The organism is Paenibacillus sp. FW104-T2 (genome assembly GCF_058789975.1).
The window spans coordinates 96,212-119,024 of record NZ_JBYTCE010000006.1 but is presented as its reverse complement, the minus strand read 5'-3'; the positions used below and the strand labels follow the sequence as shown (position 1 = coordinate 119,024).

22 protein-coding genes and 1 pseudogene are annotated in these 22,813 nt (G+C 48.4%); 19 read left to right on the top strand and 4 right to left on the bottom strand.

The features are described 5' to 3' along the window. Window positions 1–42 precede the first annotated feature (42 nt). Both AC3WQ3_RS09930 and AC3WQ3_RS09925 read right to left on the bottom strand, forming a co-directional pair. Complete coding sequence (locus AC3WQ3_RS09930; protein ID WP_492472137.1) at window positions 43–1,503, bottom strand: exosporium glycoprotein BclB-related protein; 1,461 nt, start codon at window positions 1,501–1,503, stop codon at window positions 43–45. A 45-nt stretch (window positions 1,504–1,548) separates the two neighbouring features. After that, window positions 1,549–1,896: a hypothetical protein gene (locus tag AC3WQ3_RS09925; RefSeq protein ID WP_492472136.1), complete on the bottom strand. Its 348-nt coding sequence runs from the start codon at window positions 1,894–1,896 to the stop codon at window positions 1,549–1,551. Between the two features lie 241 nt (window positions 1,897–2,137). Here AC3WQ3_RS09925 and AC3WQ3_RS09920 point away from each other — a divergent pair. From AC3WQ3_RS09920 to AC3WQ3_RS09855, 14 genes and pseudogenes are all read left to right on the top strand, one after another. Next, window positions 2,138–2,603 (top strand): annotated as a pseudogene (locus tag AC3WQ3_RS09920) (NUDIX hydrolase). A gap of 34 nt (window positions 2,604–2,637) precedes the next feature. Beyond that, window positions 2,638–3,600, top strand: coding sequence for a helix-turn-helix transcriptional regulator (locus tag AC3WQ3_RS09915; RefSeq protein ID WP_492472135.1), 963 nt, complete (start codon window positions 2,638–2,640; stop codon window positions 3,598–3,600). Between the two features lie 75 nt (window positions 3,601–3,675). Further along, window positions 3,676–4,311, top strand: a complete 636-nt coding sequence (locus AC3WQ3_RS09910) for a type 1 glutamine amidotransferase family protein (protein WP_492472134.1) — start codon at window positions 3,676–3,678, stop codon at window positions 4,309–4,311. Between the two features lie 421 nt (window positions 4,312–4,732). Further along, window positions 4,733–5,746, top strand: a complete 1,014-nt coding sequence (locus tag AC3WQ3_RS09905) for an LLM class flavin-dependent oxidoreductase (protein ID WP_492472133.1) — start codon at window positions 4,733–4,735, stop codon at window positions 5,744–5,746. A 339-nt stretch (window positions 5,747–6,085) separates the two neighbouring features. Then, entirely contained in the window at window positions 6,086–6,547 is a 462-nt protein-coding gene (locus tag AC3WQ3_RS09900; protein WP_492472132.1) for a nuclear transport factor 2 family protein, read from the top strand. 76 nt (window positions 6,548–6,623) lie between these two features. Further along, window positions 6,624–7,085, top strand: a complete 462-nt coding sequence (locus AC3WQ3_RS09895) for a nuclear transport factor 2 family protein (protein ID WP_492472131.1) — start codon at window positions 6,624–6,626, stop codon at window positions 7,083–7,085. A gap of 95 nt (window positions 7,086–7,180) precedes the next feature. Then, the gene (locus AC3WQ3_RS09890; RefSeq protein ID WP_127538004.1) at window positions 7,181–7,768 is read left to right on the top strand and encodes a TetR/AcrR family transcriptional regulator; all 588 of its coding nucleotides are present in this window, start codon (window positions 7,181–7,183) and stop codon (window positions 7,766–7,768) included. Between the two features lie 103 nt (window positions 7,769–7,871). Further along, window positions 7,872–9,296 carry an MFS transporter gene (locus AC3WQ3_RS09885; RefSeq protein ID WP_492472130.1) on the top strand — a complete coding sequence of 475 codons (1,425 nt, stop codon included), beginning with the start codon at window positions 7,872–7,874 and terminating at the stop codon, window positions 9,294–9,296. 175 nt (window positions 9,297–9,471) lie between these two features. Next, window positions 9,472–9,702: a hypothetical protein gene (locus tag AC3WQ3_RS09880; RefSeq protein ID WP_492472129.1), complete on the top strand. Its 231-nt coding sequence runs from the start codon at window positions 9,472–9,474 to the stop codon at window positions 9,700–9,702. 288 nt (window positions 9,703–9,990) lie between these two features. After that, window positions 9,991–11,634: an ABC transporter substrate-binding protein gene (locus tag AC3WQ3_RS09875; RefSeq protein ID WP_336781228.1), complete on the top strand. Its 1,644-nt coding sequence runs from the start codon at window positions 9,991–9,993 to the stop codon at window positions 11,632–11,634. A 42-nt stretch (window positions 11,635–11,676) separates the two neighbouring features. Next, entirely contained in the window at window positions 11,677–12,672 is a 996-nt protein-coding gene (locus tag AC3WQ3_RS09870) for an ABC transporter permease (RefSeq protein WP_492472128.1), read from the top strand. Then, complete coding sequence (locus AC3WQ3_RS09865) at window positions 12,669–13,652, top strand: ABC transporter permease (protein WP_336781226.1); 984 nt, start codon at window positions 12,669–12,671, stop codon at window positions 13,650–13,652. The genes AC3WQ3_RS09870 and AC3WQ3_RS09865 overlap by 4 nt, the downstream gene beginning before the upstream one ends. 2 nt (window positions 13,653–13,654) lie before the next feature. Further along, complete coding sequence (locus AC3WQ3_RS09860; protein WP_336781225.1) at window positions 13,655–14,608, top strand: ABC transporter ATP-binding protein; 954 nt, start codon at window positions 13,655–13,657, stop codon at window positions 14,606–14,608. Continuing rightward, window positions 14,598–15,200 (top strand): ABC transporter ATP-binding protein, encoded by a 603-nt coding sequence (locus tag AC3WQ3_RS09855; RefSeq protein WP_336781224.1) that lies wholly within the window; start codon window positions 14,598–14,600, stop codon window positions 15,198–15,200. The genes AC3WQ3_RS09860 and AC3WQ3_RS09855 overlap by 11 nt, the downstream gene beginning before the upstream one ends. 65 nt (window positions 15,201–15,265) lie before the next feature. Here AC3WQ3_RS09855 and AC3WQ3_RS09850 read toward each other — a convergent pair whose 3' ends face one another. Both AC3WQ3_RS09850 and AC3WQ3_RS09845 read right to left on the bottom strand, forming a co-directional pair. Further along, window positions 15,266–16,456, bottom strand: a complete 1,191-nt coding sequence (locus AC3WQ3_RS09850) for a MalY/PatB family protein (RefSeq protein WP_492472127.1) — start codon at window positions 16,454–16,456, stop codon at window positions 15,266–15,268. Window positions 16,457–16,784: 328 nt separating this feature from the next. Continuing rightward, window positions 16,785–18,782: a prolyl oligopeptidase family serine peptidase gene (locus AC3WQ3_RS09845; RefSeq protein WP_336781222.1), complete on the bottom strand. Its 1,998-nt coding sequence runs from the start codon at window positions 18,780–18,782 to the stop codon at window positions 16,785–16,787. Between the two features lie 327 nt (window positions 18,783–19,109). Here AC3WQ3_RS09845 and AC3WQ3_RS09840 point away from each other — a divergent pair, with 327 nt between their 5' ends. From AC3WQ3_RS09840 to AC3WQ3_RS09820, 5 genes are all read left to right on the top strand, one after another. Continuing rightward, complete coding sequence (locus AC3WQ3_RS09840; protein WP_336781221.1) at window positions 19,110–19,670, top strand: STM3941 family protein; 561 nt, start codon at window positions 19,110–19,112, stop codon at window positions 19,668–19,670. 35 nt (window positions 19,671–19,705) lie between these two features. Continuing rightward, window positions 19,706–20,575, top strand: a complete 870-nt coding sequence (locus tag AC3WQ3_RS09835; protein ID WP_336781220.1) for an aldo/keto reductase — start codon at window positions 19,706–19,708, stop codon at window positions 20,573–20,575. A 214-nt stretch (window positions 20,576–20,789) separates the two neighbouring features. Further along, window positions 20,790–21,206, top strand: coding sequence for a GntR family transcriptional regulator (locus AC3WQ3_RS09830; RefSeq protein ID WP_336781219.1), 417 nt, complete (start codon window positions 20,790–20,792; stop codon window positions 21,204–21,206). Then, window positions 21,199–21,897: an ABC transporter ATP-binding protein gene (locus AC3WQ3_RS09825; RefSeq protein WP_492472126.1), complete on the top strand. Its 699-nt coding sequence runs from the start codon at window positions 21,199–21,201 to the stop codon at window positions 21,895–21,897. Before AC3WQ3_RS09830 ends, AC3WQ3_RS09825 begins: the two co-directional genes overlap by 8 nt. After that, window positions 21,894–22,634 carry a hypothetical protein gene (locus tag AC3WQ3_RS09820; RefSeq protein WP_492472125.1) on the top strand — a complete coding sequence of 247 codons (741 nt, stop codon included), beginning with the start codon at window positions 21,894–21,896 and terminating at the stop codon, window positions 22,632–22,634. The genes AC3WQ3_RS09825 and AC3WQ3_RS09820 overlap by 4 nt, the downstream gene beginning before the upstream one ends. Window positions 22,635–22,813: the final 179 nt, after the last annotated feature.

Here is a 22,813-nt window from a genome sequence, read left to right as displayed (position 1 = left end):
AGGGTCTCTGTATCTCATTTTAATATAAAGCTGGACTTCACGTTAAGTGATGCTAAGTCCGCCGCTTGCATATCCGGCCAACGTTGTAGCCACATCAATTCCCGCTGTTACTGATGCCGAGAACACCATAAGCAGGCGGTCACCGGCAGTTACCGGAATGCTCAGTCCAGTTGTCAATCCGCTGGATATTGTTCCGAGTGCCAAGACACCGGTCAATGAAGGCGTCAAGGTTACTACAGCACCCGGTACAGCCGTAAAGGAGTTATTTGGTGTAGTAGATCTGAATAGTTGTGCAGTTATGGTTATGGTAGATCCAACCAAGCTTAGTCCAGCTGTCGTACTGAAATAAGCGGCCAGTGAAGTAATCGTTCCTGAACGTGATGCGGAGAAAGCAAAGTTTAGCAAGGTGCCGGCAGCGCCTGTGAGATCAATGATTCCTCCGTTGACACTTACACCTGAAGCACTGTTACCAAATCCAACTAAACTGGAGGTATTCAAAAGTCCCCCTAATACGGTAGTCAGCGAAACTGGAAGTCCGGACGCATAAGGAATGATAGCTCCAGCACCTGCCGCTCCAGTAGCCCCGGTAGAACCTGGAGCACCTGTCGCTCCGGTGACTCCAGTTGTGCCCGGGGCCCCCGTCGCTCCCGTTACTCCGGTTGTGCCAGGAGCACCTGTCGCACCAGTCTCACCAGTAGAACCTGGGGCCCCCGTTGCACCTGTGACACCAGTAGCCCCTGGAGAGCCCGTCGCACCTGTGACACCAGTAGCCCCCGGAGAGCCTGTTGCGCCTGTGACACCAGTAGCCCCCGGAGAGCCTGTTGCACCCGTTACTCCGGTAGAGCCCGGAGCCCCCGTCGCACCCGTTACTCCGGTAGAGCCCGGAGCCCCCGTTGCGCCTGTGACACCAGTAGCCCCTGGAGAGCCTGTTGCACCTGTTACACCGGTGGCCCCCGGAGAGCCTGTTGCACCTGTTACACCAGTAGCCCCCGGAGAGCCTGTTGCACCTGTTATACCAGTAGCCCCCGGAGAGCCCGTCGCGCCAGTTACTCCGTTAGACCCCGGAGCCCCCGTTGCGCCTGTCACACCAGTAGACCCAGGAGCTCCGGTCGCGCCGGTTGCGCCTGTGACTCCGGTGATGTCTGGAACATCACCCAGCAATTCGGAAGAGACCAAGCGATGGGCAGTTACTAAAGAGCCTGTGCTGCTCTTGCCCCAGACGGATACCTGTACAGGATCATTAACCGTCGTGGTTGTTGTGAAGGTAAACTCGAACGCATCAAAGTTGGCAAAATAATTGTTGGTTACTACTTGATTGGGGGCGATGTTTAAAGACTCACTGACATACAAAACCCTCAATCCACCATCCATGTAGTACCCCTGTATTTGTACGGATGATGCTGTCACATCGCTGCGGTTATCGATTCTGATGGTAACTGTCTGAGTCGGTCTTACACCGTTCACAGCGTTATTTTCTATTGGCCCTGTTGATAAAAAGCTCATCGCCACATCTCCTTCTTTTGAGCAGATTTATCTGCCAGACTTTTCTTAACTGTTTTTTTCGTGGTCTACTACACGATGTGCATCAACCAATTGTCCGGAGGCTTGTTTGCCCCACACTGAAATCCCTACTTGCTCTGCACCTTCCGTGCTTGTTTCAAAAACAAACTCATAAGCATCTAAATCCGCAAAATAATTTCTGGTCAATGCTTCGTTAGGGGCGATACTGATTACTTCACTCACATACAGTGTTCTTGTTGTGCTAAGCACATATCCCTGGACAGATACAGTTAGAGAGTCCGCAGCACGACTTACCAATCTAATGGTAACCTGTTGTGTCGGTCTAATCCCGGAAACGGGATTGTTTTCTATCGGCCCAGTTGATAAAATAGCCATTTTTCCCATCCCACCTTCTATGACCTCATACTCTAGCGGTAATTTTCATTAAGCTAAATACAGTAATATTCAGACACTAAACAAGCGGTGTGGATTAAACACAGGGTCAGTTCATCCATTATCAATCTTCCTTAAGCTATTAAGCAGAATAGCTGCATGATGTGTTAGTCTAAATATTGGGGATCGGAAGGTAAGTTCGGATGATGGTAGATTGATTCTCTAATTATGGAGGTTTTTCAGCGTGACTCAAAACGGGATTGTATTGGTTGTAAGTGTTTCGATAATACATGAAGATAAGCAGCTTATGATTAAGGAAAACAAAGCAACGGTTAGGAATACGTGGAACTTCCCGTCAGGGAGAATCGAATATCATGAAGATATTCTAGAGGCGGCACGTCGAGAAGCAAAGGAAGAAACCGGGTACGATGTTAAACTTACAGCCACTACAGGCATTTACAATTTCATGAGTAGTACAAAATCATCAGGTTATTTTATTTCATTTTATTGGTGAAATCATCGGTGGTTCTCTTCAGTTAGATAAAGCGGAGATCATTGATTCGAAATGGATAGCACCTGCGGATTTGTTGATCCCAGATTTTCTGGAGCTCCGCGATACAGAGGTCATACAACGGATCACCCAAAATTTGATCTCTCAAAAGGAATACTCGTTAACCTTATTCAACAGCTCTCTGGAGAACATGGTTTAAACTAACAAGAGAATTTATATAGAGGTGGAATTACATGCCTAAAATAGACAACATGCTAGCAATTCTATGGATGCTTCGATCAGGTGAAAAAATGACTGCAAAACAAATCTCAGAAAAGTTAGAGATGAACATAAGGACTGTGTATCGTTATATCGATACAATTTCAACAAGTGGCGTACCTATCATTTCAGAACCAGGACATAACGGTGGATACACTTTAATGAACAATTTTATTGAGGCACCTCTTTTTTTTGATTTTGAGGAGCAAACTTCACTGTTACATGCAGCAGTTTTTGCAGAAGAAGCCGGATATTATGGAGGTGAAGCATTAAATAGGGCCATTTCCAAACTAAGTAAATACTCAAATCAAGAGCAGGAAACCAAGATAAACCAACATTTAACTAGTCTTGAAGTTATAAGTCGATTAAGTTCACTCTCTATGCAGCCTTTTTTGAAGGAGTTGGAGCAGGCCGTAGCTGACGGGTATTCAGTAAAAATTCTCCACTATAAAAGTGGCGGAAAGCAAATAAAGGATAGATTGGTTGATCCGTACAGACTTATCTATTGGAATAATAAATGGTATGTGATTGGATTTTGTCATCTTAGGAGTGATATCCGTAGTTTTAGAGTAGATCGAATTGAAGATCTCATGCTAACCGAAAATAAGTTTGACCGGCCAGAACATTTTTCAGCACATGCCTTTTTTATGAAAAATCTTCTTCCAACTATAGAAGATAAGGAAGAGATTATTTCTTTAGTTATTCATGGGGATAAAAGTGTATTAGCTGATATTTGCCAACATTGGTTTTTAGGACATTATTTACAAGAGCGGACTTCAAATCAAGCCGTATTTCATTTTGAGAAAGAGTTGATACATACATATGTACCTTATTTCCTTTTATCGTACGGTAAATCTATTCGAATTGTTGAGCCAGTCAGCCTCAAGAAAAAAATGATTGAAGTTTTGTCGGGGTTAATACATTTTCATCAAAATTGATAACTTCCCTGACGCTAGTTGTCAGTGAAGTCATGTTACAGTTGGCTATATCAATTGGGATTGGAGTGTTATTGGATGCAAACCAAAAAAGTTTTTCTATATGTATTTAATACAATGTCGGACTGGGAATATGGATATTTAGTTGCCGAACTAAACTCGGGAAGATATTTCAAAAAAGATGTTGTACCTTTAAAAGTAATTACAGTAGGAGCTAATAAAGAATTGATTACTACAATGGGAGGACTGAGCATAAAAGCAGAGATATCCCTTGAAGAATGTACTCTTGAGAGTGGAGATCTTTTAATTTTGCCAGGAGGGACTACCTGGAATGAAGGAATTCATCAACCTATCTTGGAAAGGATTGGCCAAGCTTTAGAGCTTGGCACTATTGTTGCTGCAATTTGTGGTGCAACGGAGGCCCTTGCGAATAGGGGATACTTAGATAATAGAAAGCATACAAGTAATAATTTGGAATACACTAAAATGGTATGTCCTAATTATAAAGGAGAAAAGTTCTATGAGATGGGATCTGCGGCGGTATCTGATACGAATCTAGTTACTGCATCAGGAATAGCTCCTCTGGAATTTGCGATGGAAGTACTGAAAAAATTAGATGTATTTGCACCAGATACATTACATTCATGGTATAACCTAAATAAGACTCATAAACCTGAATACTTCTTCCAGTTAATGAACTCAATAAATAGCTGAGCTAAAAAATCAACTTAGCAGTTTTATATTCGTTCAAATAAAAATAATGAAGTTCTACCGTAGATTATTCATACTGAATCGTTACTCCTTTATTACCAATGTGGTTAAAAAAGAGTTAAGATCAGGGAAAACGTTAGCTCAATGTTATACAAAAGCAGCTGATCCATGTGATCGGCTGCTTTTATTCAGCTAATGGGCAGGGAAGTAAAAAACTTTTCTACGAATTTGATTATTTGAGAATGTCGAGAACAAGTTAAAAATAATTATTGACCGTTTGTTCTGGAATTGGTATACTCAATTCACAAAGAGGGCATCAATGCATGATTACTGAGAGCATCATAACATCAAAGATACGTGTAATCATTTATTTTTTTACTCTTTTCAGACTGAATGGTCAAATTATAATGGAGGTTGAATTGAAATGTCTAAATTTATACCTAAACTTTCTGTGCTAGATCTAGCTCCGATATTGGCTGGCGGATCAGCCCAGGATGCTTACGGACGAACGTTGGATCTCGCTCGTCACGCTGAGAAGCTGGGCTACCATCGGTTCTGGCTCGCTGAGCACCATAACATGCCGGGAATTGCGAGTTCGGCTACTCCGCTCCTTATTGGGCATGTCGCAAACGGTACCGAGAAGATCCGAGTGGGGTCCGGCGGGGTAATGCTGCCCAATCACACGCCGCTTGTCGTAGCGGAACAGTTCGGAACATTGGAATCTTTGTTCCCGGGACGCATTGACTTGGGCTTAGGTAGAGCCTCTGGCACGGATATGCGGACAACTCAAGCGCTGCGTAGAACATTAGGAGCTAACGGAGCGGAATTTCCGGAGCTGCTGGACGAGTTGCGTACTTATCTGGATGCCGCATACCATCCGAATCATTCAGGTGTACGTGCAGTCCCTGGTGAAGGGTTGGACATTCCGATATGGCTGCTGGGTTCAAGCGATGTCAGCGCACAGTTGGCAGGACGCCTCGGCTTGCCGTTCGCATTCGCGAGCCATTTTGCCCCAGATGGATTGCATAAAGCGCTGAATGCGTATCGTAATTCCTTCATTCCATCAAAAACATTGGCAGATCCCTATGTCATGATAGGATTGACCGTCATGGCAGCTGACAACGTAGATGAAGCACGCTACCTTGCTACTTCAGAAGCGCAGCAGGTCTTAAGCCTACTGCACGGTCGACCCGATAAACTCCAGCCACCGGTAGAAAATATGGATGCATTATGGCAACCCCATGAGAAGGCGCTTATTTCCAAACAACTGGACTTCGGTATTATTGGTAATCAGACGACCATTCGAGAGAAGCTGCCTGCTATTTATGAAGCAACAGAAGCGGACGAATTCATTATCACGAGCCACATTTACGATCATCAGGCTCGTATGCGATCATTTGAGATAGTGGCTGAAACAGTGAAGGAAATCTGGTCATAAAAAAGAACGAAAATAATTATTGACCAATCGTTCCGGTAATGATATGATAATTCTAGATCAAATGGTCAACAATGAAAGGAGGTCGTAATCGAAGATGATTCGAGAAGCAAGTTTGACGCAGGAAGGTATTCGGGAAAGAGCTTCAACTTTAGTTCACCGCTCCTAAAGCCTGCGATTCGCCTTAGAGAAGTTTAAGAAAATGAATAGGTAACCAATCGCTTTAAATGATTTTATCTAGAGTCGGATGTGCTGAAGCTTCAGAGTAGTAGAGACTATTTTTTTAAATATTTTGGACTGAACGATCTATTTTTAAAACCAATTAACTGGAGGAATATAACCATGACAAACCAAATGATGACGCAAGAAGTAGAAATCGTACGTGAAAGAGCACAGCAAGCCTTCCGCAACCACCTGAAGCACCTGTCCGGCGGAGACATTAAGGCATGGGTCGATCTTTGGGAAGAGAACGGCGTGTTGGAGTTCCCGTATGGACCTGCCGGATTCCCGGATCGCAAGGAAGGCAAAGTGGAGCTGTACGACTACATGCAGAACTTCCCGAAACATTTCGAGGTCGAATTTACGGATCTTCAGTTTCTTTTGACGCTTGATCCGGAGCTGGTTGTGGCCGAGTTCAACTCAATTGGGAAGCACCGGGAAACAGGCAACCCGTACAACCAGACCTATATTAGCGTCGTAGAGACCAAAGATGGGCTGATTACACGCTACCGCGATTTCTGGAATCCACTCGTGGCCATTGAGTCGGTCGGCAGCGTGAATGATGCCGTGCGTTTTTCGGAGTAAGGGAAGAGCGATTATTTTTTTGAACAAATCAGATCGATTAGTCTAAATAAAACCAATTAACTGGAGGAATATAACCATGACAAACCAAATGATGACGCAAGAAGTAGAAATCGTACGTGAAAGAGCACAGCAAGCCTTCCGCAACCACCTGAAGCACCTGTCCGGCGGAGACATTAAGGCATGGGTCGATCTGTGGGAAGAGAACGGCGTGCTGGAGTTCCCGTATGGACCTGCCGGATTCCCGGATCGCAAGGAAGGCAAAGCGGAGCTGTACGAATACATGCAGAACTTCCCGAAACATTTTGAGGTCGAATTTACGGATCTTCAGTTTCATCTGACGCTTGATCCGGAGTTGGTTGTGGCCGAGTTCAACTCAATTGGGAAGCACCGGGAAACGGGCAACCCGTACAACCAGACCTATATCAGCGTCGTGGAGACCAAAGATGGGCTGATTACACGCTACCGGGATTTCTGGAATCCACTCGTGGCCATTGAGTCAGTCGGCAGCGTGAATGATGCCGTACGTTTCTCGGAGTAACAGCAGGAGGTCTTTCCTGGAAACCACCATTTGCCTCATCTTGACTGAACGATCTAATATCGTTAGCATAGAGGAGGAGAAAGGAGGCTTTCCATTTGGCTAGAAGCAAAGAATTTGATACGAATCTCGTGCTGCATAAGGCAATGGAGGTGTTTGGACATTATGGTTATGAAGGCACCTCCATGCACCTTCTGCTTGATGGGTTAGGTATTGCACGTCAAAGCTTGTACGATACGTATGGTACGAAGCGGGATCTGTTTTTGAAGGCAACGAAACATTACGTGGACGAGAAGTCCTCTGCAGTTGTCGCATATTTGGCAGAGACGACACCAGTGAAGCAAGCGATCACGGATATATTCAACGTCATTGGAGACACATTAAGAGATGAGCAGCGCCGCAAGGAGTGCTTTATTCTCTATAGTGCGATTGACCAAGTGCCGCATGATCCAGAGATTGCTGAACTTTTCGAACAGGACAAAATTCGATTGGAAGAGGCTTTGTACGACGCGTTGATACGCGGCCAGCAGCAGGGAGAGTTCAGTCCGAATCAGGATATGCGTGCCATGGCGAGGTACTTGTACCATTCACGATATGGGCTAACGCAAGTCGCAAAATTAACGGACGATCCGCTCGTCATTGAGCAGATCACAACCATTACACTTTCGGTATTGGAACAAGGATGAAGCGTCATACGGTGCTTCATTCCTTTTTCCTCAAATTAGATCAAATGGTCAAAAATTATTATGGGTTGCAGACCGTTGTCTGCAAGTGAAAGGAATTAAGAAGATGAATTCAACGCGATTTAAAGGTTTAGCCTTATTCATTCTAGCCATTTCACAGTTGGTTTTGGCACTGGATTACACGATTATATTTGTAGCCATGCCGTCCTTAGGTAATGAGCTTGGCTTCTCCGCCAATCACCTCCAGTGGGTGGTTAGTGCATATTCACTCGCATTCGGTGGTTTTTTACTCATCGGAGGAAGACTGTCGGACCTGATGGGCAGAAGACGCATGTTTATGATTGCTATCGGACTTTTCGGAGTAGGATCGCTGCTTGGCGGACTGGCAGAGTCCCAACTGATGTTGATCGTAGCCAGAGCCCTGCAAGGTTTGGGTGGAGCATTACTTTCGCCGGCAACGTTATCGCTAATCATGTCTAATTTCGAGGAAGGACCTGAACGAAACCGTGCCATGGGAATCTGGGCCGCGATGGGCGGAGTGGGGATGTCGCTCGGTTTGCTGCTAGGAGGGGTTCTGACAAGTTATATCGGATGGGAAGCGACCTTCCTGGTGAATGTGCCGATCGCACTTCTCGTCATCATTCTTGCACCGTTTGTTTTGAAAGAAAGCAAGGTGACCACTACCACTAAACAATATGATGCAGCCGGAACGATATCCGTTACTGCAGGTCTGCTACTTGTTGTCTATTATTTAATCCAAGCACCCGTTGAAGGCTGGGTAAGTGCTTCCACATTTCCAGTTGCCTTGATTGGGGTGCTGATGTTACTAGCTTTTGTCTTGATCGAGAAACGTACAAAAGAACCGCTGATCTCCTTCCGAATGTTTAGAAATCGTAATCTGGCGGGAGCTGCACTTATCGCATTTCTCTTCTCGGCTTCATTTGGTTCATTATATTATTTCATGACTTTGTATACCCAAGGTGTGCTTGAATTTTCAGCCATTCAATCCGGATTTAGCTTCTTGCCTTTGACGCTTAGTGCATTTGTTGGGGCTAAGCTGATTAATGGGATGTTAAGCAAGGTGGGTGTAGCCGGTACCATTGCAACGGGGATGGGACTAGGTATGATCGGATTCCTAATGCTGACGGGGCTATCGGAAACCGGTTCGGCATGGGGAATCATCCCAGGTACAGTCGTTATTGGTATTGGTCAGGCTTTGGTGTTTACGACGATGTTTATCGCAGGCAGTGCAGGAATTGAGCCGAAAGAGCAGGGCGTTGCTTCGGCATTAATCTCAACGGGCCAGCAAATTGGTGGAGCGATCGGACTTGCGGTGATTATGGCTATTATTTCAGCGAGTCTAGGAACAGGTGCGACATTGGAACATATGCTTCCGGCTGATTTAAATCATGCCATCCACACGGCGTTCTTTATCGCCGCTGCCACAACTTTACTAGGCATCGTAGTTGCCTTCCTGGCTTTGAAACAAGCCAAACCGTCGGCCGATAATCAAGTGAAAGTAGCACACTGATGAACAACACCTCAAGCTATATGGATTTGGAAAAAGTAAAAGACAGAGAATCGTTTCTCGGGGTCTTTTGCTTTTTTATTTGTAAGTAAGTACTGACATTATTTACCATTCGTTAACTCCATGATATGGTAGTAGAGGTTTTTCCTATAAAAAGGATGTAAGGGAGTGCAGGCACATGGCTGAAGAACCGTTTATCTTTCTAGCGGGTATAATATGTTTTTTTGCTCCAATCTACTTCAGAAGATTAATGATGTCTATTCAAATGATTGCAGGAGTTATTCTATTCTTCTGTATCCTAATTTTTCACGAAGATACCCAAGTTAAACTGATTTATCTACTAGCCTTTGTTTGGGTATTTGGATCAATTAGTGCATTAAGTGTATCCACAGAGAAGATAACAAAGTAGTTATTCAGTTAGACTGCTGGTTCATCACCAACAGTCTTTTTTGTTGTCACCTATTCTTACTTATTAATTTGAGAAACTCCATAATTCCAGACCGATTCTTCTGAACACCTTTATTAATGAAAAAATATGGATTTTGAAGTCAACTTTATTGACACGCAATTTTGTTATTGTGCTACAATTGCTAAAAATAGTAACACGAATATGAACTGGAACGAATCTGGTTGGAAGAAATACTGCATCTACTAGAGGAGAGCAAGTGGTCAATTTCAAAAGGGGGAAAAGGGAAACATGCACGGGATTTCATGGAGAAAACGTTCAAGTCAGGCAGGGCTTAGTCTTTTACTATTGTGTGCAGTTGGACTCGCAGGATGTACGCAAGGTGCTTCATCGGTTCAGGAGAGTCAGGCACTTGCGGCTTCTCACCCGAGGGATGAGCTGGTGCTTGCGGTAGGCACAGAGCCGGAAGGCGGGTTTGATCCGACAACGGGCTGGGGGCAGTATGGTTCGCCGCTTTTCCAGAGTACTCTGCTGAAAAGGGATGCCAAGCTGCAGCTGGTCAATGACCTGGCAACAGATTATTCCGTTAGTGAAGACGGGCTCACATGGACCGTTTCGCTGCGGGATGACGTGAAGTTCTCGGATGGTGAGCCGCTGACGGCGGAAGATGTAAAGTTCACATTTGAAACAGCGGCCAGCAGCGGATCGGTGATTGATTTGACAAATATGGCCAAAGTGCAGGCTCTCGATTCAACAACGGTTGTGTTTACATTGAAGTCTCCGCAATCCACGTTTATCAGTATCCTGACTACACTTGGAATTGTTCCTGAACATGCCTATGGCTCCGATTATGCTGAGCATCCTGTCGGCTCCGGCCCGTACAAGCTGGTGCAGTGGGATAAGGGACAACAGGCCATTGTGGAAGCAAACGAGCAATACTACGGTCAAAAGTCTGCATTCCGCAAACTGACATTTCTCTATCTGGACGAGGACGCAGCCTTCGCAGCAGCCCAAGCGGGTTCAGTCGACATTGCAGCCATTCCCGCCGCATTCAGCAAGCAGGAGGTAAGCGGCATGACGCTGGAATCGGTCAAAACCGTGGATAACCGGGGAATCATGTTCCCCATGCAGCCTGCGGGCGGTACTTCTGCTGACGGTTTCCCTGCTGGGAACGATGTGACGTCCGACCTCGCCATCCGCCAAGCGGTGAACGTAGCCATTGACCGTAATGCGTTGGTTGAAGGCGTACTGGAGGGTCATGGTCGTCCTGCATACTCAGTCAGTGATGATCTGCCATGGGGCAATCCGGACGCTGTATTCGCCGATGCGGATGTTCAAGAAGCGAAGCGGATACTGACGGCTGGCGGCTGGACAGATACAGACGGTGATGGCGTGGTGGAGAAAAACGGCATGGATGCCGAGTTCAACCTGCTCTATTTTGCAGGAGATCTGACCAGACAATCCATAGCCCTTGCTGCTGCGGATATGGCGGCCCAGGCTGGCATCAAAATCAATGTGGAAGGCAAGAGCCGTGAAGAGACGAAAAAGCAGGCTTACGCCAATGCCGTGTTATTCGGATGGGGAAGTCATGATCCGCTGGAAACCTACAATCTGTACAGCAGCACGCACAAGGGGGAGGGATACTACAATGTGGGGCTGTATTCCAACCCGGCGGTGGATAGCTGGATGCAGCAGGCCCTCCAAGCTACGAGCGAAGAAGAAGCCCTTCCGTTCTGGCAGAAGGCAGAGTGGGACGGGACGACAGGATTCAGTTATCAGGGCGACGCCCCTTGGGCATGGCTGGTCAATATTGATCACCTGTATCTGGTCAAGGATGGTCTGAACATTGGTGAACAACAGATTCACCCGCATGGTCATGGCTGGCCGGTGACATCCAATCTGGAAGAATGGTCCTGGGATGATAACTCGAAGTAGGCAATATAGTGCGAGTTCTGACCGACATTGAGGAGAGATGGTATGACAGGCATTCTTGGATGGGGAAGGTTTATTGGGGTGAAGCTGCTGCGACTCCTATCACTGCTGGCAGGAGTCAGCGTGGTGGCTTTTATATTGATGCAGTTCTCGCCTGTGGACCCGATCGAGGCCTACATCGGGGGAGACATGATCCGAGTGAGCGCCGAGCAGCGAAGTCTTATTGAAGAGCGGTGGGGATTGAATGACCCGCCTGCCCAGCGTCTGTTCACCTGGGGACAGGCACTGCTCCAGGGTGATCTGGGAACGTCGATGATCTACAGACAGCCGGTTGCGGATATTATACAGGAACGCTTCCTGAATTCTGTTGCGCTTATGGCGGTGGCATGGATTTTATCCGGTCTGATTGGTTTCAGCTTGGGTGTAGTCGCAGCGATGAAACGGGAATCCATGCTGGATCGCTTGATCTGTTGGTATTGCTATACGCTGGCTTCCACTCCGGTATTTTGGATGGCCTTGCTGCTGCTTATGGTGTTCGGCGTGTGGCTGGGCTGGCTTCCGGTTGGCCTGGGAGTTCCCGCAGGGATGGCAGCCGATCAGGTCACATGGACAGATCGTGCCGTTCATATGGTTCTTCCTGCATTAACCCTGAGTCTGACAGGTGTGGCAGCCATTGCTCTGCATACCCGCCAGAAGCTGCTGGATGTGCTGGAATCGGACTATATACTCTTCGCCAGGGCAAGGGGTGAACGGGGCATGCAGCTGTTTCGCAGGCATGGATTCAGACATGTCGTGCTGCCCGCGTTAACGCTGCAGTTTGCTTCATTCAGTGAATTGTTTGGAGGCGCTGTTCTTGCAGAACAGGTATTTTCTTATCCGGGCCTGGGACAGGCCACCGTTCAGGCTGGACTGCGAGGGGATGTGCCGCTGCTGCTAGGACTTGTACTGTGCAGTACGATCTTTGTTTTTACCGGTAATCTGCTGGCAGACATACTCTATCGATTCATTGATCCGCGGATGAAGGAGGAACTGTTAACATGAAGCAGGAAATGGAGCAGTCCTCCAGACCCATTCGTGCTGTGCCGCGGCTGCGGTCAGGTGGATCTGATGAAGCGGAGAGACGGAATCATCATGGTAAACGGTGGAGGCGTCAAGCTGGATTGTCTCCAGGGGTGTCTGGCTTCGAGAAGCATACGCGCTATGCCAACCCGCGCAAACGAGCCCTGATCTGGGGGAGTTTGGCACTCGGCTGGATTGTTATCGTATGGCTGGCAGGTTTCGTGCTCCCTGCAGAATCCACGCTAACTTCGTTGAAAGACCGGAATTTGGCCCCGTTATGGGCACATCCCTTCGGCACGGACTGGTTGGGACGGGACATGTTCATGCGCACGCTGAAGGGATTGACGACCAGCATTCAGGTTGGTTTGCTTGCTGCGTGCGGAGGAGGAATCGTGGCACTCGTGCTGGGATTGATCGCTGCTTCAGGGAAGCTTGCCGACAGGGTGGTTTCATGGCTAATTGATCTGTTCCTGAGTGTACCTCATCTGGTGTCCCTCGTGATGCTGGCCTTTGTCTTCGGTGGGGGTCTGCCTGGTGTGGCGGCTGCCATCGCCCTGACGCACTGGCCGAATCTGGCCCGGATTGTTCGTGCGGAGATGATTCAGTTGAAAACGGCAGATTATATTCATATTTCCCGCAGGCTGGGCCAATCCCGGTTCAGGATTGCTACACAGCACATGCTTCCTCACTTGGTACCACAGTTGTTCGTGGGTACATTGCTGATCTTCCCTCATGCCATTCTGCATGAGGCCGCAATTACGTTTCTGGGTCTCGGGCTGTCGCCGCAGCAGCCGGCCATTGGGATTATTTTGTCAGAGTCGATGAGATATCTGTCCGCAGGCATGTGGTGGCTTGCCTTTTTCCCGGGTCTGGCACTGTTATTGGTCGTTCGTGCCTTTGATGTGCTCGGAGGCAGCTTGAAGGTGTTAACAGGGACAGGTAGTTCAAGGGAGGGAGGATAACCATGGCTCTTCTTGAAGTAAAAGAGGTCTCCGTTTCATTCAGACGAGCTCGTGGCTGGTTTGCACATGAGGAGAGCGAGGTCATTCAGGATCTGGATCTGACCGTTAACGAAGGCGAGATTGTAGCTGTTGTAGGTGCAAGCGGATCGGGCAAAAGCGTACTGGCGCAAGCGATCATGGGCATTCTTCCTGCCAGTGCCAGGTTTGAGGGGCAGATCTGTTATGCTGGGGAGCCGCTGACGAGAGAGCGGCAGCTTCGTCTGCGCGGAGATGAACTGGTATACATCCCCCAATCCGTTACTCACCTGGACCCGCTGCTCAAGGTAGGTAAGCAGGTTCAGCCAGTTCACCGGAAGCCGGGTGAGCGCCGGGTATCCTCCAGGTTGCAGATGCATAAGGCAGAGAGGGAACTTACGGATCGTTATCAATTGCCCAAGGGAACAAGCAAGAAGTATCCATACGAGCTCTCCGGAGGCATGGCTCGGCGGGTACTCATGGCAACGGCGACTTCCGGTGAGCCCAAGCTGATTATTGCTGATGAGCCAACACCGGGAATCCATCCCGAAGTGCTGGCAGACACAATGAAGCAATTTCGGGAAATGGCTGACCGGGGGTCAGGCATCCTGTGGATCACCCACGACATTGCCTCGGCGCTGACCGCAGCAGATCGTATTGCTGTATTCTATGCGGGTTCCTGTGTGGAGATCGCGCAGGTCATTGATTTTACGGGCACAGGAGATGGATTGAGACATCCTTATACACGTGCACTGTGGAATGCTTTGCCGCAAAATGGTTTCCAGCCCATCCCGGGCTCTCAGCCACTGGCGAATCAGCGGAAGGGAAGTGGTTGTTCGTTTGCCCCCCGCTGTACTGCTGCGACCCCTGCGTGTACAGATCAACATCCTGAATTGAGGAGGCTGCGAAACGGAGAAGTGAGGTGTATTCATGCCACTTGAAGCACGGAATGTCGGCTATGGATACGACAAAAACCATTGGATATTTCGGGAGTTGAACCTGAAGCTGGAGCAGGGAGAAGTTGTGGGATTGTGGGGACCCAGTGGATCTGGCAAAACGAGCCTGGGACGCATCCTGGCAGGATATGCAGAATCTATGGCAGGAGAAGTGCTGATGGACGGGCAGCCGCTTCCCCGAGCTGGAGTCTGTCCGGTTCAACTTGTCTTTCAGCACCCGGAAAAAGCAGTCAACCCACGCTGGCGAATGCGACGTGTGTTACATGAAGCCGAGATGGCGGAGCATCCCATTCTGAATGCTCTCGGCATTCAGCCTGAGTGGCTGGATCGCAGACCGGATGAATTGTCTGGTGGAGAGCTGCAGCGCTTCTGCGTAGCCCGCGCACTGGGCAAGGAAACGCGTTACCTGATTGCGGATGAGATGACAACGATGCTGGATGCCATCACGCAAGCCCAGATCTGGCATACCGTAATGACAACGGCGCGACAGCGTAATTTGGGGCTGCTTGTGATCAGTCATGACCTTGAGCTGCTGAACAGACTCTGTGACCGAATCATTCCCATGCCTGTATCCTAGCTGTAATGATAAGAAAAGCCATTTTCCTTCGACTTTATCGAGGAAGATGGCTTATTTTATAGGCATTAGTTTGGTTTGTTCAATTGATTCACCATCTGGGATAATCTGCGCATGGCTTCTTCAACCGTGGACCGCGGGCAGGCGACATTCATCCGCATGTATCCCGTGCCTTCCGATCCGAAGACGGTACCGTCGTTAAAGGCGAGACCTGCTTCGTTCAGGAGCAGCCGTACAAGTTCTTCCTGGGGAACACCCAGCTTGCTGAAGTCCATCCAGAGCAGATAAGTTGCTTCCGGCAAATCAATGCCTACATAAGGCATGTGCTTCGCCGCATACTCCTGAACGTATTCCATGTTTCCCCGAATATAGGCAAGGCAGTCGTCCAGCCATTGTTCAGCTCCGTTGTAAGCAGCCTCGGCTGCAATGGCGCCCAGTGTGCTGATGCTGGCGAGGCCCATCGTTCTGACGCCCTGGGCAAAGGATGCACGCAAGGAGGCGTTCGGAATGATGATATTGGAGGTGCATAGGCCGGGAATATTAAATGTTTTGCTTGGTGCCGTGCAGATGATGCTCAGGTCAGCGATGGCCTCCGAGATCTGGGGCAGTGGAGTATGCGTGCCGCGTTGGTGCACAAGATCGGCATGGATTTCATCCGACACCACAAGTACATTATATTGCACGCACAGGGCAGCAAGGCCTTCTAGCTCCTCGCGAGACCATACACGTCCAACAGGATTATGAGGGCTGCAGAGGATCAGCATCTTCACCCGGCCTGTCTGCAGGCAGGATTCCAGATGTTCCAGATCCATGGAGTAATGGCCGTCTTCGAGGCGCAATGGATTAGTGATCAGCTCTCTGCCCTGACCACGTACCACCCCATAGAAGGGGGCGTAGACCGGAGTTTGAATCACAACAGCATCACCCGGTACCGTAAAACGTTGAACGGCAATGCTTAACGCAGGGACAATCCCTGGTGTAAATACAACCCAATCATCGTTGATTTTCCAGTTGTGGCGTCGTTCCATCCATCCTCTTAGTGCTTCGTGATATGCATCCGTACGCATGGTATAACCGAAAATGCCATGCTCCACCCGTGTCTGCAATGCCTCAATGACGGATGGTGGTGCGGCAAAGTCCATATCAGCCACCCACATTGGCAGCGCATCAGCCACGCCAAAGATTTCCTCAAGTGCGTCCCATTTTTCCGAACCGGTAGAGAGACGATTAATCGGCTCATCAAATGTGTTTTTTTTCATCATTAGGTTCCCCCTTCTAATCCGTTCATTCGACCACAATCGACAGATAATTATCTAATAAATTCGTTATTTTCGCAACTTTTTGACCTGCTTCTAAACTCCCTACGGTATGGTCCAAATTTCTCCGGTTTATTCACCCGAGCATTTATTCAATGCTGACCTATGTAGTCTTTTGATCTCTTTCAACTGTAACCGTTGTACAGAAGCTGCTGTTCGGCTAAAAGGTTTGGTTTACACAAATAAAAAAACCATCGCAGCGCCATCTTCCCGATGACTATCTTCCTGCGATGATTGTATCTCTACTCGGCTTGTCCCATGGAAAAAATAATTATAAGTGCTCGTTGAACCATCCGGCAATGTGCTCCAGACGTCTCACTCTCAGATGCGGGTGACCGCCTCTGGAAAGTTCATGATTAGCTCCAGGGAAACGAACGAGGCGGGTCGTTTGTCTGCGGCGCTTCAGGGCGATATACAATTGCTCTGCTTGTTCAATCGGACAACGAAGGTCCTGTTCGCCATGCAGGATCAGCAGGGGCGTTTTTACATTCCCGACATAAGCCAGAGGGGAGTGTTTCCATAACAGTTCCGTATCCTCCCACGCATTGCCGCCAATCTGATCTTCGGTGAAAAAATATCCGATGTCGCTGACACCATAAAAAGAGAGCCAGTTGGAGATGGACCGCTGCGTGACGGCTGCCTTGAACCGGTCTGTATGTCCAACAATCCAGTTGGTCATGAAGCCTCCATAGCTGCCTCCGGTGACGCCCAAACGGGTTTCATCAATAAACTCATAGGTGGATAAGACATAATCAACGGTCTCCATAAGGTCGCGGTAATCGCCACCGCCGTAGTCACCACGACAGGCATTCACAAATTGTTGTCCATAACCCAAACCACCACGCGGATTGGTATATACGACGGCGTAGCCCTGCGCAGCAAGCATTTGGAATTCATGCATAAAGGTAAAGCCATACATCATGTGAGGACCGCCATGAATCTCAAGAATGGTTGGGATTTTGACGCCTTCTACCATGCCGATGGGTTGCATGATCCATCCCTGCAGCTGAAGCCCATCCGTGGTATCAAACCAGAATGTTTCCGGTACGCTAAGCCGGATCTCTCCTTCCAGCTGGGGATTGCTGCGAGTCAGCTGAATGGACTCGGCTCCGTGATCATCCGGCTTGGGATACCAAAAGAGATCTCCTGGGCTTTGCGTGTCGGCAGCGGCGGCAACTATTTCACCATTCTCCAGTTCTGCAAACTGATAAAACTCTTTCTCCGCAGGCAATACATACTCTGCTTTACTGCCATCCAGAGCAACACGTGCGATTCGGACGCTGCCATGAACGGTAGCCAGACAGAGAATGGAAGTGCCATCACGAGCGAATAATGGCCCCGTTGTTGTCAGGTGGGCACGCATATCTCCAACGATACTATGATTCATCTGTACGTCCCAGTCACTGGTCAGGCACAGAGGTTGACCGCCCGAGATCGGGAGTGTATAGAGCTTCACCAGTGTGGCATTTCCGTAAGAGCGGTCACTGGCAAGAAGGGCGAGGGATTGTCCATCCGGTGCATAAGCCAATCGGCTGAAGGTGAACCCTTCGGGAGTCAGTTGCTGTATGTCAGACCCATCTGGTTTTGCACGATACACATGATTGGTCAGTGCATAATCATTATGCTCCTCGCCTGCTTCCGGCAGTTGGGCAATCCAGGCAATGGACGCTCCGTCAGGTGACCATGCATAATCACCGACGTCGAAATGACCCGAGGTAACTGGAGTGGCTTCACCGCCGTCAACCCAGATGCGGAAGAGGTGAGAGCGTCTGCCATTCCACATTCCTCCGCCGTCCGATTTCATGCGAATTCGGTCAACAACAAGTTCTTGTGGGAGTTTGTTGTCTGAATTGGATTCGTCTTCTGCTTCACTGTGCATATCCACAGGGGACTTCACAAGTAACGCCTGGCCATCCGGAGACCAGATGAGGGAACTTGCTCCGTGCTTCAACTGGCTGACTTGTCGTGCTTCTCCGCCATCTGCGGCAATAATCCAGACTTGTGTTTTTCCCTCATGCTCCCGTAAAAAGGCAAGCTGTGACCCGTCCGGCGACCAGGAGGGCGAGTGATCCTTGTCACCGGAGGTAAATATCCTGTCCTTCTGACTCTTTAGATGCAGGAGTCTCAGGTGAGAAGAGTAACCGTCCCGGTTGTCATTCGTCTTCCGACTTACATATACCAGCTGTTCGCCTCCAGGAGACGGGGTTGGATCATTCACCCATGTAATCTGATAAAGATCTTCCGATGTGATGCCACGCAGACTGTTCATTGATTATCCTCCCACCTTTTTTTACAAATGTAATTTCCTAACCTTTCCATTTATATTAAAGGAAAGCAGGGGGGAGGACAACATGCTTCTGCTCGAATGGAGATTGCTGCTCTGCTGATATCGAACCCAGGAGGAATTGCAGAACGTATGGCGAATCCTAATGGTTGAATTGTCATGAATGCGATGGATCAGGGCCAAGATTGTCCTGTTTGAAGTTGGTTTGTTTTGGTTAATAACCTATGTGTTTTTTGTCTGTTAACGTTTCTAATCTGATATAGAAGATATAATCATTGCCTATTTCGTTCAAATTAAAGGAGGAGCACGAGATTGTCGACATCCTATGAACAACAGCATGTGGAATATCCGAGCCGTAAACGGATGGGTTGGCTTGCGGCCGGAGCTGCACTTTTTGTGGCAGCCGGATTTTTTTTGATGTTCAGCGATTCTTCCGATACAGGGGATACTGTAATTTCCGCGGTTGTAGGCCTGGTTTCCGTCCTGTTTTTTGGACTCTGTCTTGCATACAGCTTGGTGAAGATCATCAAGAAGGAGCCTTCCTTTGTCGTCAATGAGCAAGGATTCGTGGACTCCTCCTCGTATACGTCGGGAGGGTTCATCCCCTGGGAAGATGTAGAGAACATTTTCATGTATGAGGTGATGGGGCAGTCCATGATCGGAGTTAAACTAAAGGATGAGCAAGCTTTCCTGGATCGTCAGACCGGAGTGAAGCGTAAGCTGATGACCGTGAATACACAGATGGTGGATGCTACGGTGAGCATAGCCCAGAGCAGTCTGTCGCTGCCGCTGGAACAGCTGTATATCATGATGGTGGGACGATGGAAGCGTGCGAGTGAAATATACAAGCCGGGCCAGCAAGACAAGCTATGATTTCGAAATATTCATAGGAATAGGAGGAATGCAAAATGGCAACTCATGGAGAGAAGAAGCGTACAGTTCTGCTTCCTGACGGTACATCCCTGCCTGCCATAGGACAAGGTACATGGTACATGGGAGAAGACCGTTCAGCCCGTGCACAGGAGGTAAGAGCATTGCGTAACGGGATTGAACTTGGCATGACAGTGATTGATACGGCAGAGATGTATGCTGAGGGCGGGGCAGAAGAAGTCACCGGAGAAGCGATAGCGGGCTGCCGGGATGATGTTTTTCTGGTCTCCAAGGTTTATCCGCATCATGCAGATCGCAAACAGATGGTTACAGCCTGTGAGAACAGTCTCCGGCGTCTGGGTACAGACCGGTTGGAACTATACTTGCTGCATTGGCGGGGAAGCGTCCCGCTGGAAGAGACGGTTCAAGCATTGGAAGAGCTGAAACAAGCGGGGAAAATCTTGCGCTGGGGCGTGTCCAATCTGGACACGGAGGACATGCAGGAGCTATGGGATATTCCGGCTGGCCAGCATTGTGCCGTGAATCAGGTATTGTATCATGCGGCATCGCGCGGTATTGAAAGAAATCTCCTGCCCTGGCTCCGGGAAAGGCACATTCCCGTAATGGCGTACTGCCCGCTCGCTCAGGGAGGTAGGCTGCGCACCGAGCTGCTGAAGCATCCGGTCATGCGCAGCATTGCTGCTGAACGTGGAGTGACCACATCACAGATTGCATTGTCCTGGGTTATCCGGGATGGAGATGTGCTTGCGATTCCCAAAGCAGTACAGCTGTCTCATGTGGCAGAGAATGCCGCAGCCATGGATATTGTTTTAACAAACGAAGAAGTGGGACGGTTAAATGAAGCCTTCCCGGCACCAGCAGGTAAAGTTCCTCTGGATATTGTATAAATGGGCGTAGTGGTGTGCCAGGCTAATTCACTGATTAGCTTGGTTGAAGAGAGAGCGGATCGTATATGATCTGCTCTTTTTTTATTTTGGCCCATAGTCATTGGACATCCTTATGGGATTTCTGCATAAGGTTAGAAATAAATAGGCTTTACAACAACATAGCACTAGTGTACTATTTGACTAACACACCAGTACAGAGAGGAGCGAGTGCTTTGTGGCTATGGAATTCGATAACAACTTACCTATATACCTGCAGATTATGCAGTACATCAAGAAGCAGATTGTGACAGGCACACTGAAGGCAGGCGATAAGATTCCTTCGGTCCGGGAATTGGCGGCTGAGCTGCAGATTAATCCCAACACGGTACAGCGGACATTTCAGGAATTGGAACGGGAAGAAGTGGTCGAAACGAGACGGGGGCTGGGCAGATATGTTACAAGTGAGGAGTCGAAAATAATGACGATCAAAAAAGAAATGGCGGGAGAACTGCTGGAGCGTTTTTTGACAGGCATGCAGGAACTCGGGATTGAAGAGCAGGATATTGTTACCATTGTTGCGGACGCGGTCGCTGGAGGTCAGTCATCACAGCACAATCATGAACAGAGGAAGGGAGGGGCAGGGCATGAGTAACATCCTTGAATTGAATCACATTAGTAAAATGTACGGCGGCAAGCGGGCACTAAGCGATGTCACGCTTACGGTTGCGCCAGGCAGGATTGTCGGGCTGCTTGGCAGCAATGGCAGCGGCAAGAGTACCCTGATGAAGCTTGCTGCCGGATTGCTGCATCCTTCAAGTGGGACCATTCAGATCACGGGTAAACCGGTAGGGCTTGAGACCAAGTCGCTCGTTTCCTTCATGCCGGATCGCCCCTTGACCGAGAAATGGATGAAGGTTCGTGATGCCATTGCATACTACCGGGACTTTTATGCTGATTTTGATGAGGAAAAGGCCAGGGAAATGCTTGATTTCATGAAGCTCGCCGAGGGTGACAAGGTTAGGCATTTATCCAAAGGCATGAATGAAAGACTTCAACTAACACTGGCTCTTTCCCGCAAGGCTCGTCTGTATTTGCTGGATGAACCGATCGGCGGTGTTGACCCCGTTGCCCGCGGCAAAATTCTGGATGCCATCGTAAAATTCTATGACGAAGACAGCAGTCTGATGATCTCGACACATCTGGTGACCGATATTGAACGGATTTTTGATGAAGTCATTTTCATTCGTGAGGGCGAGAAAGTGATGCAGGAAGAGGTTGAGACGCTTCGTCTGAAGTACGGTAAGAGCGTGGATGAGATGTTCAAGGAGGTCTATGCGGAATGATGACATTGTTGAAATATGATTTTAGAAGAAACTGGAATACCTTGTTGGCAGGGCTGGTTGTTTTGATCATCGTTCAGATCGGGCTGGCATTGTTCATGTCTGAGGTGACAGGGCTAATTATTGGTATTATTGCTTATGCGGGGGCAGGTGTAGCCATCTATGTGAGAATGATTAAGACGTACTGGTCCAACATCCGTGCGTACAATCGTCGTCTCGTACCCGTGACAGGACTGTCTCACCTATTGTCCCCCCTAATATTTGGTACGCTATGTGGACTGGGGCTAACAGCAGTTGCCATCATTCATTACTTCCTCTATGTTGCCACGAATGCAAGAATGCACTTTCTCAGCTACATCCATCTTTCGGGTATCCATCTTTCGGATTGGCTTACTCTGCTGTTGTTTATTTGGTGGGTTGCCATCTTTATGACCATCATCATTTTTCTCTCCATATCCATTGGAGGCAGCTTCAGGTGGAAAGCAGGTCCGTGGATTAGTATCGTCTCATTCTTCGTGCTGACCAATTTAATCAGTTGGCTGGAGAATGTCATTCTTGCTGGTCGCTTCAACCCGAATGAGTTGTTCCAGTTTACTCAAGAGAGTACAGGGATCACACTCACAGCGAATGGAGTTTTGTGGTCAGATGGAAGGCTGGGGAGTATCATATTTGAGGTTATTGTGGCTGTAATTATGGTTGGAGCTGCTGTATATCTGAATAATAAAAAGGTAGAAGTTTAGCAGCATACTGACGCACGAGCGGCTGGTTCAGTTCAGGAGCTTTTGTATTGAGTAACGAGTCCGAGCAGCTGGATACCTATGAGTTGATTGCTGTCGTTATGGGTGTGCATGCCATCAACAAAAGACGGAACTCCGCTGCCACATAGCGCACAGATGAACAACCCGAACCACATGGTTCG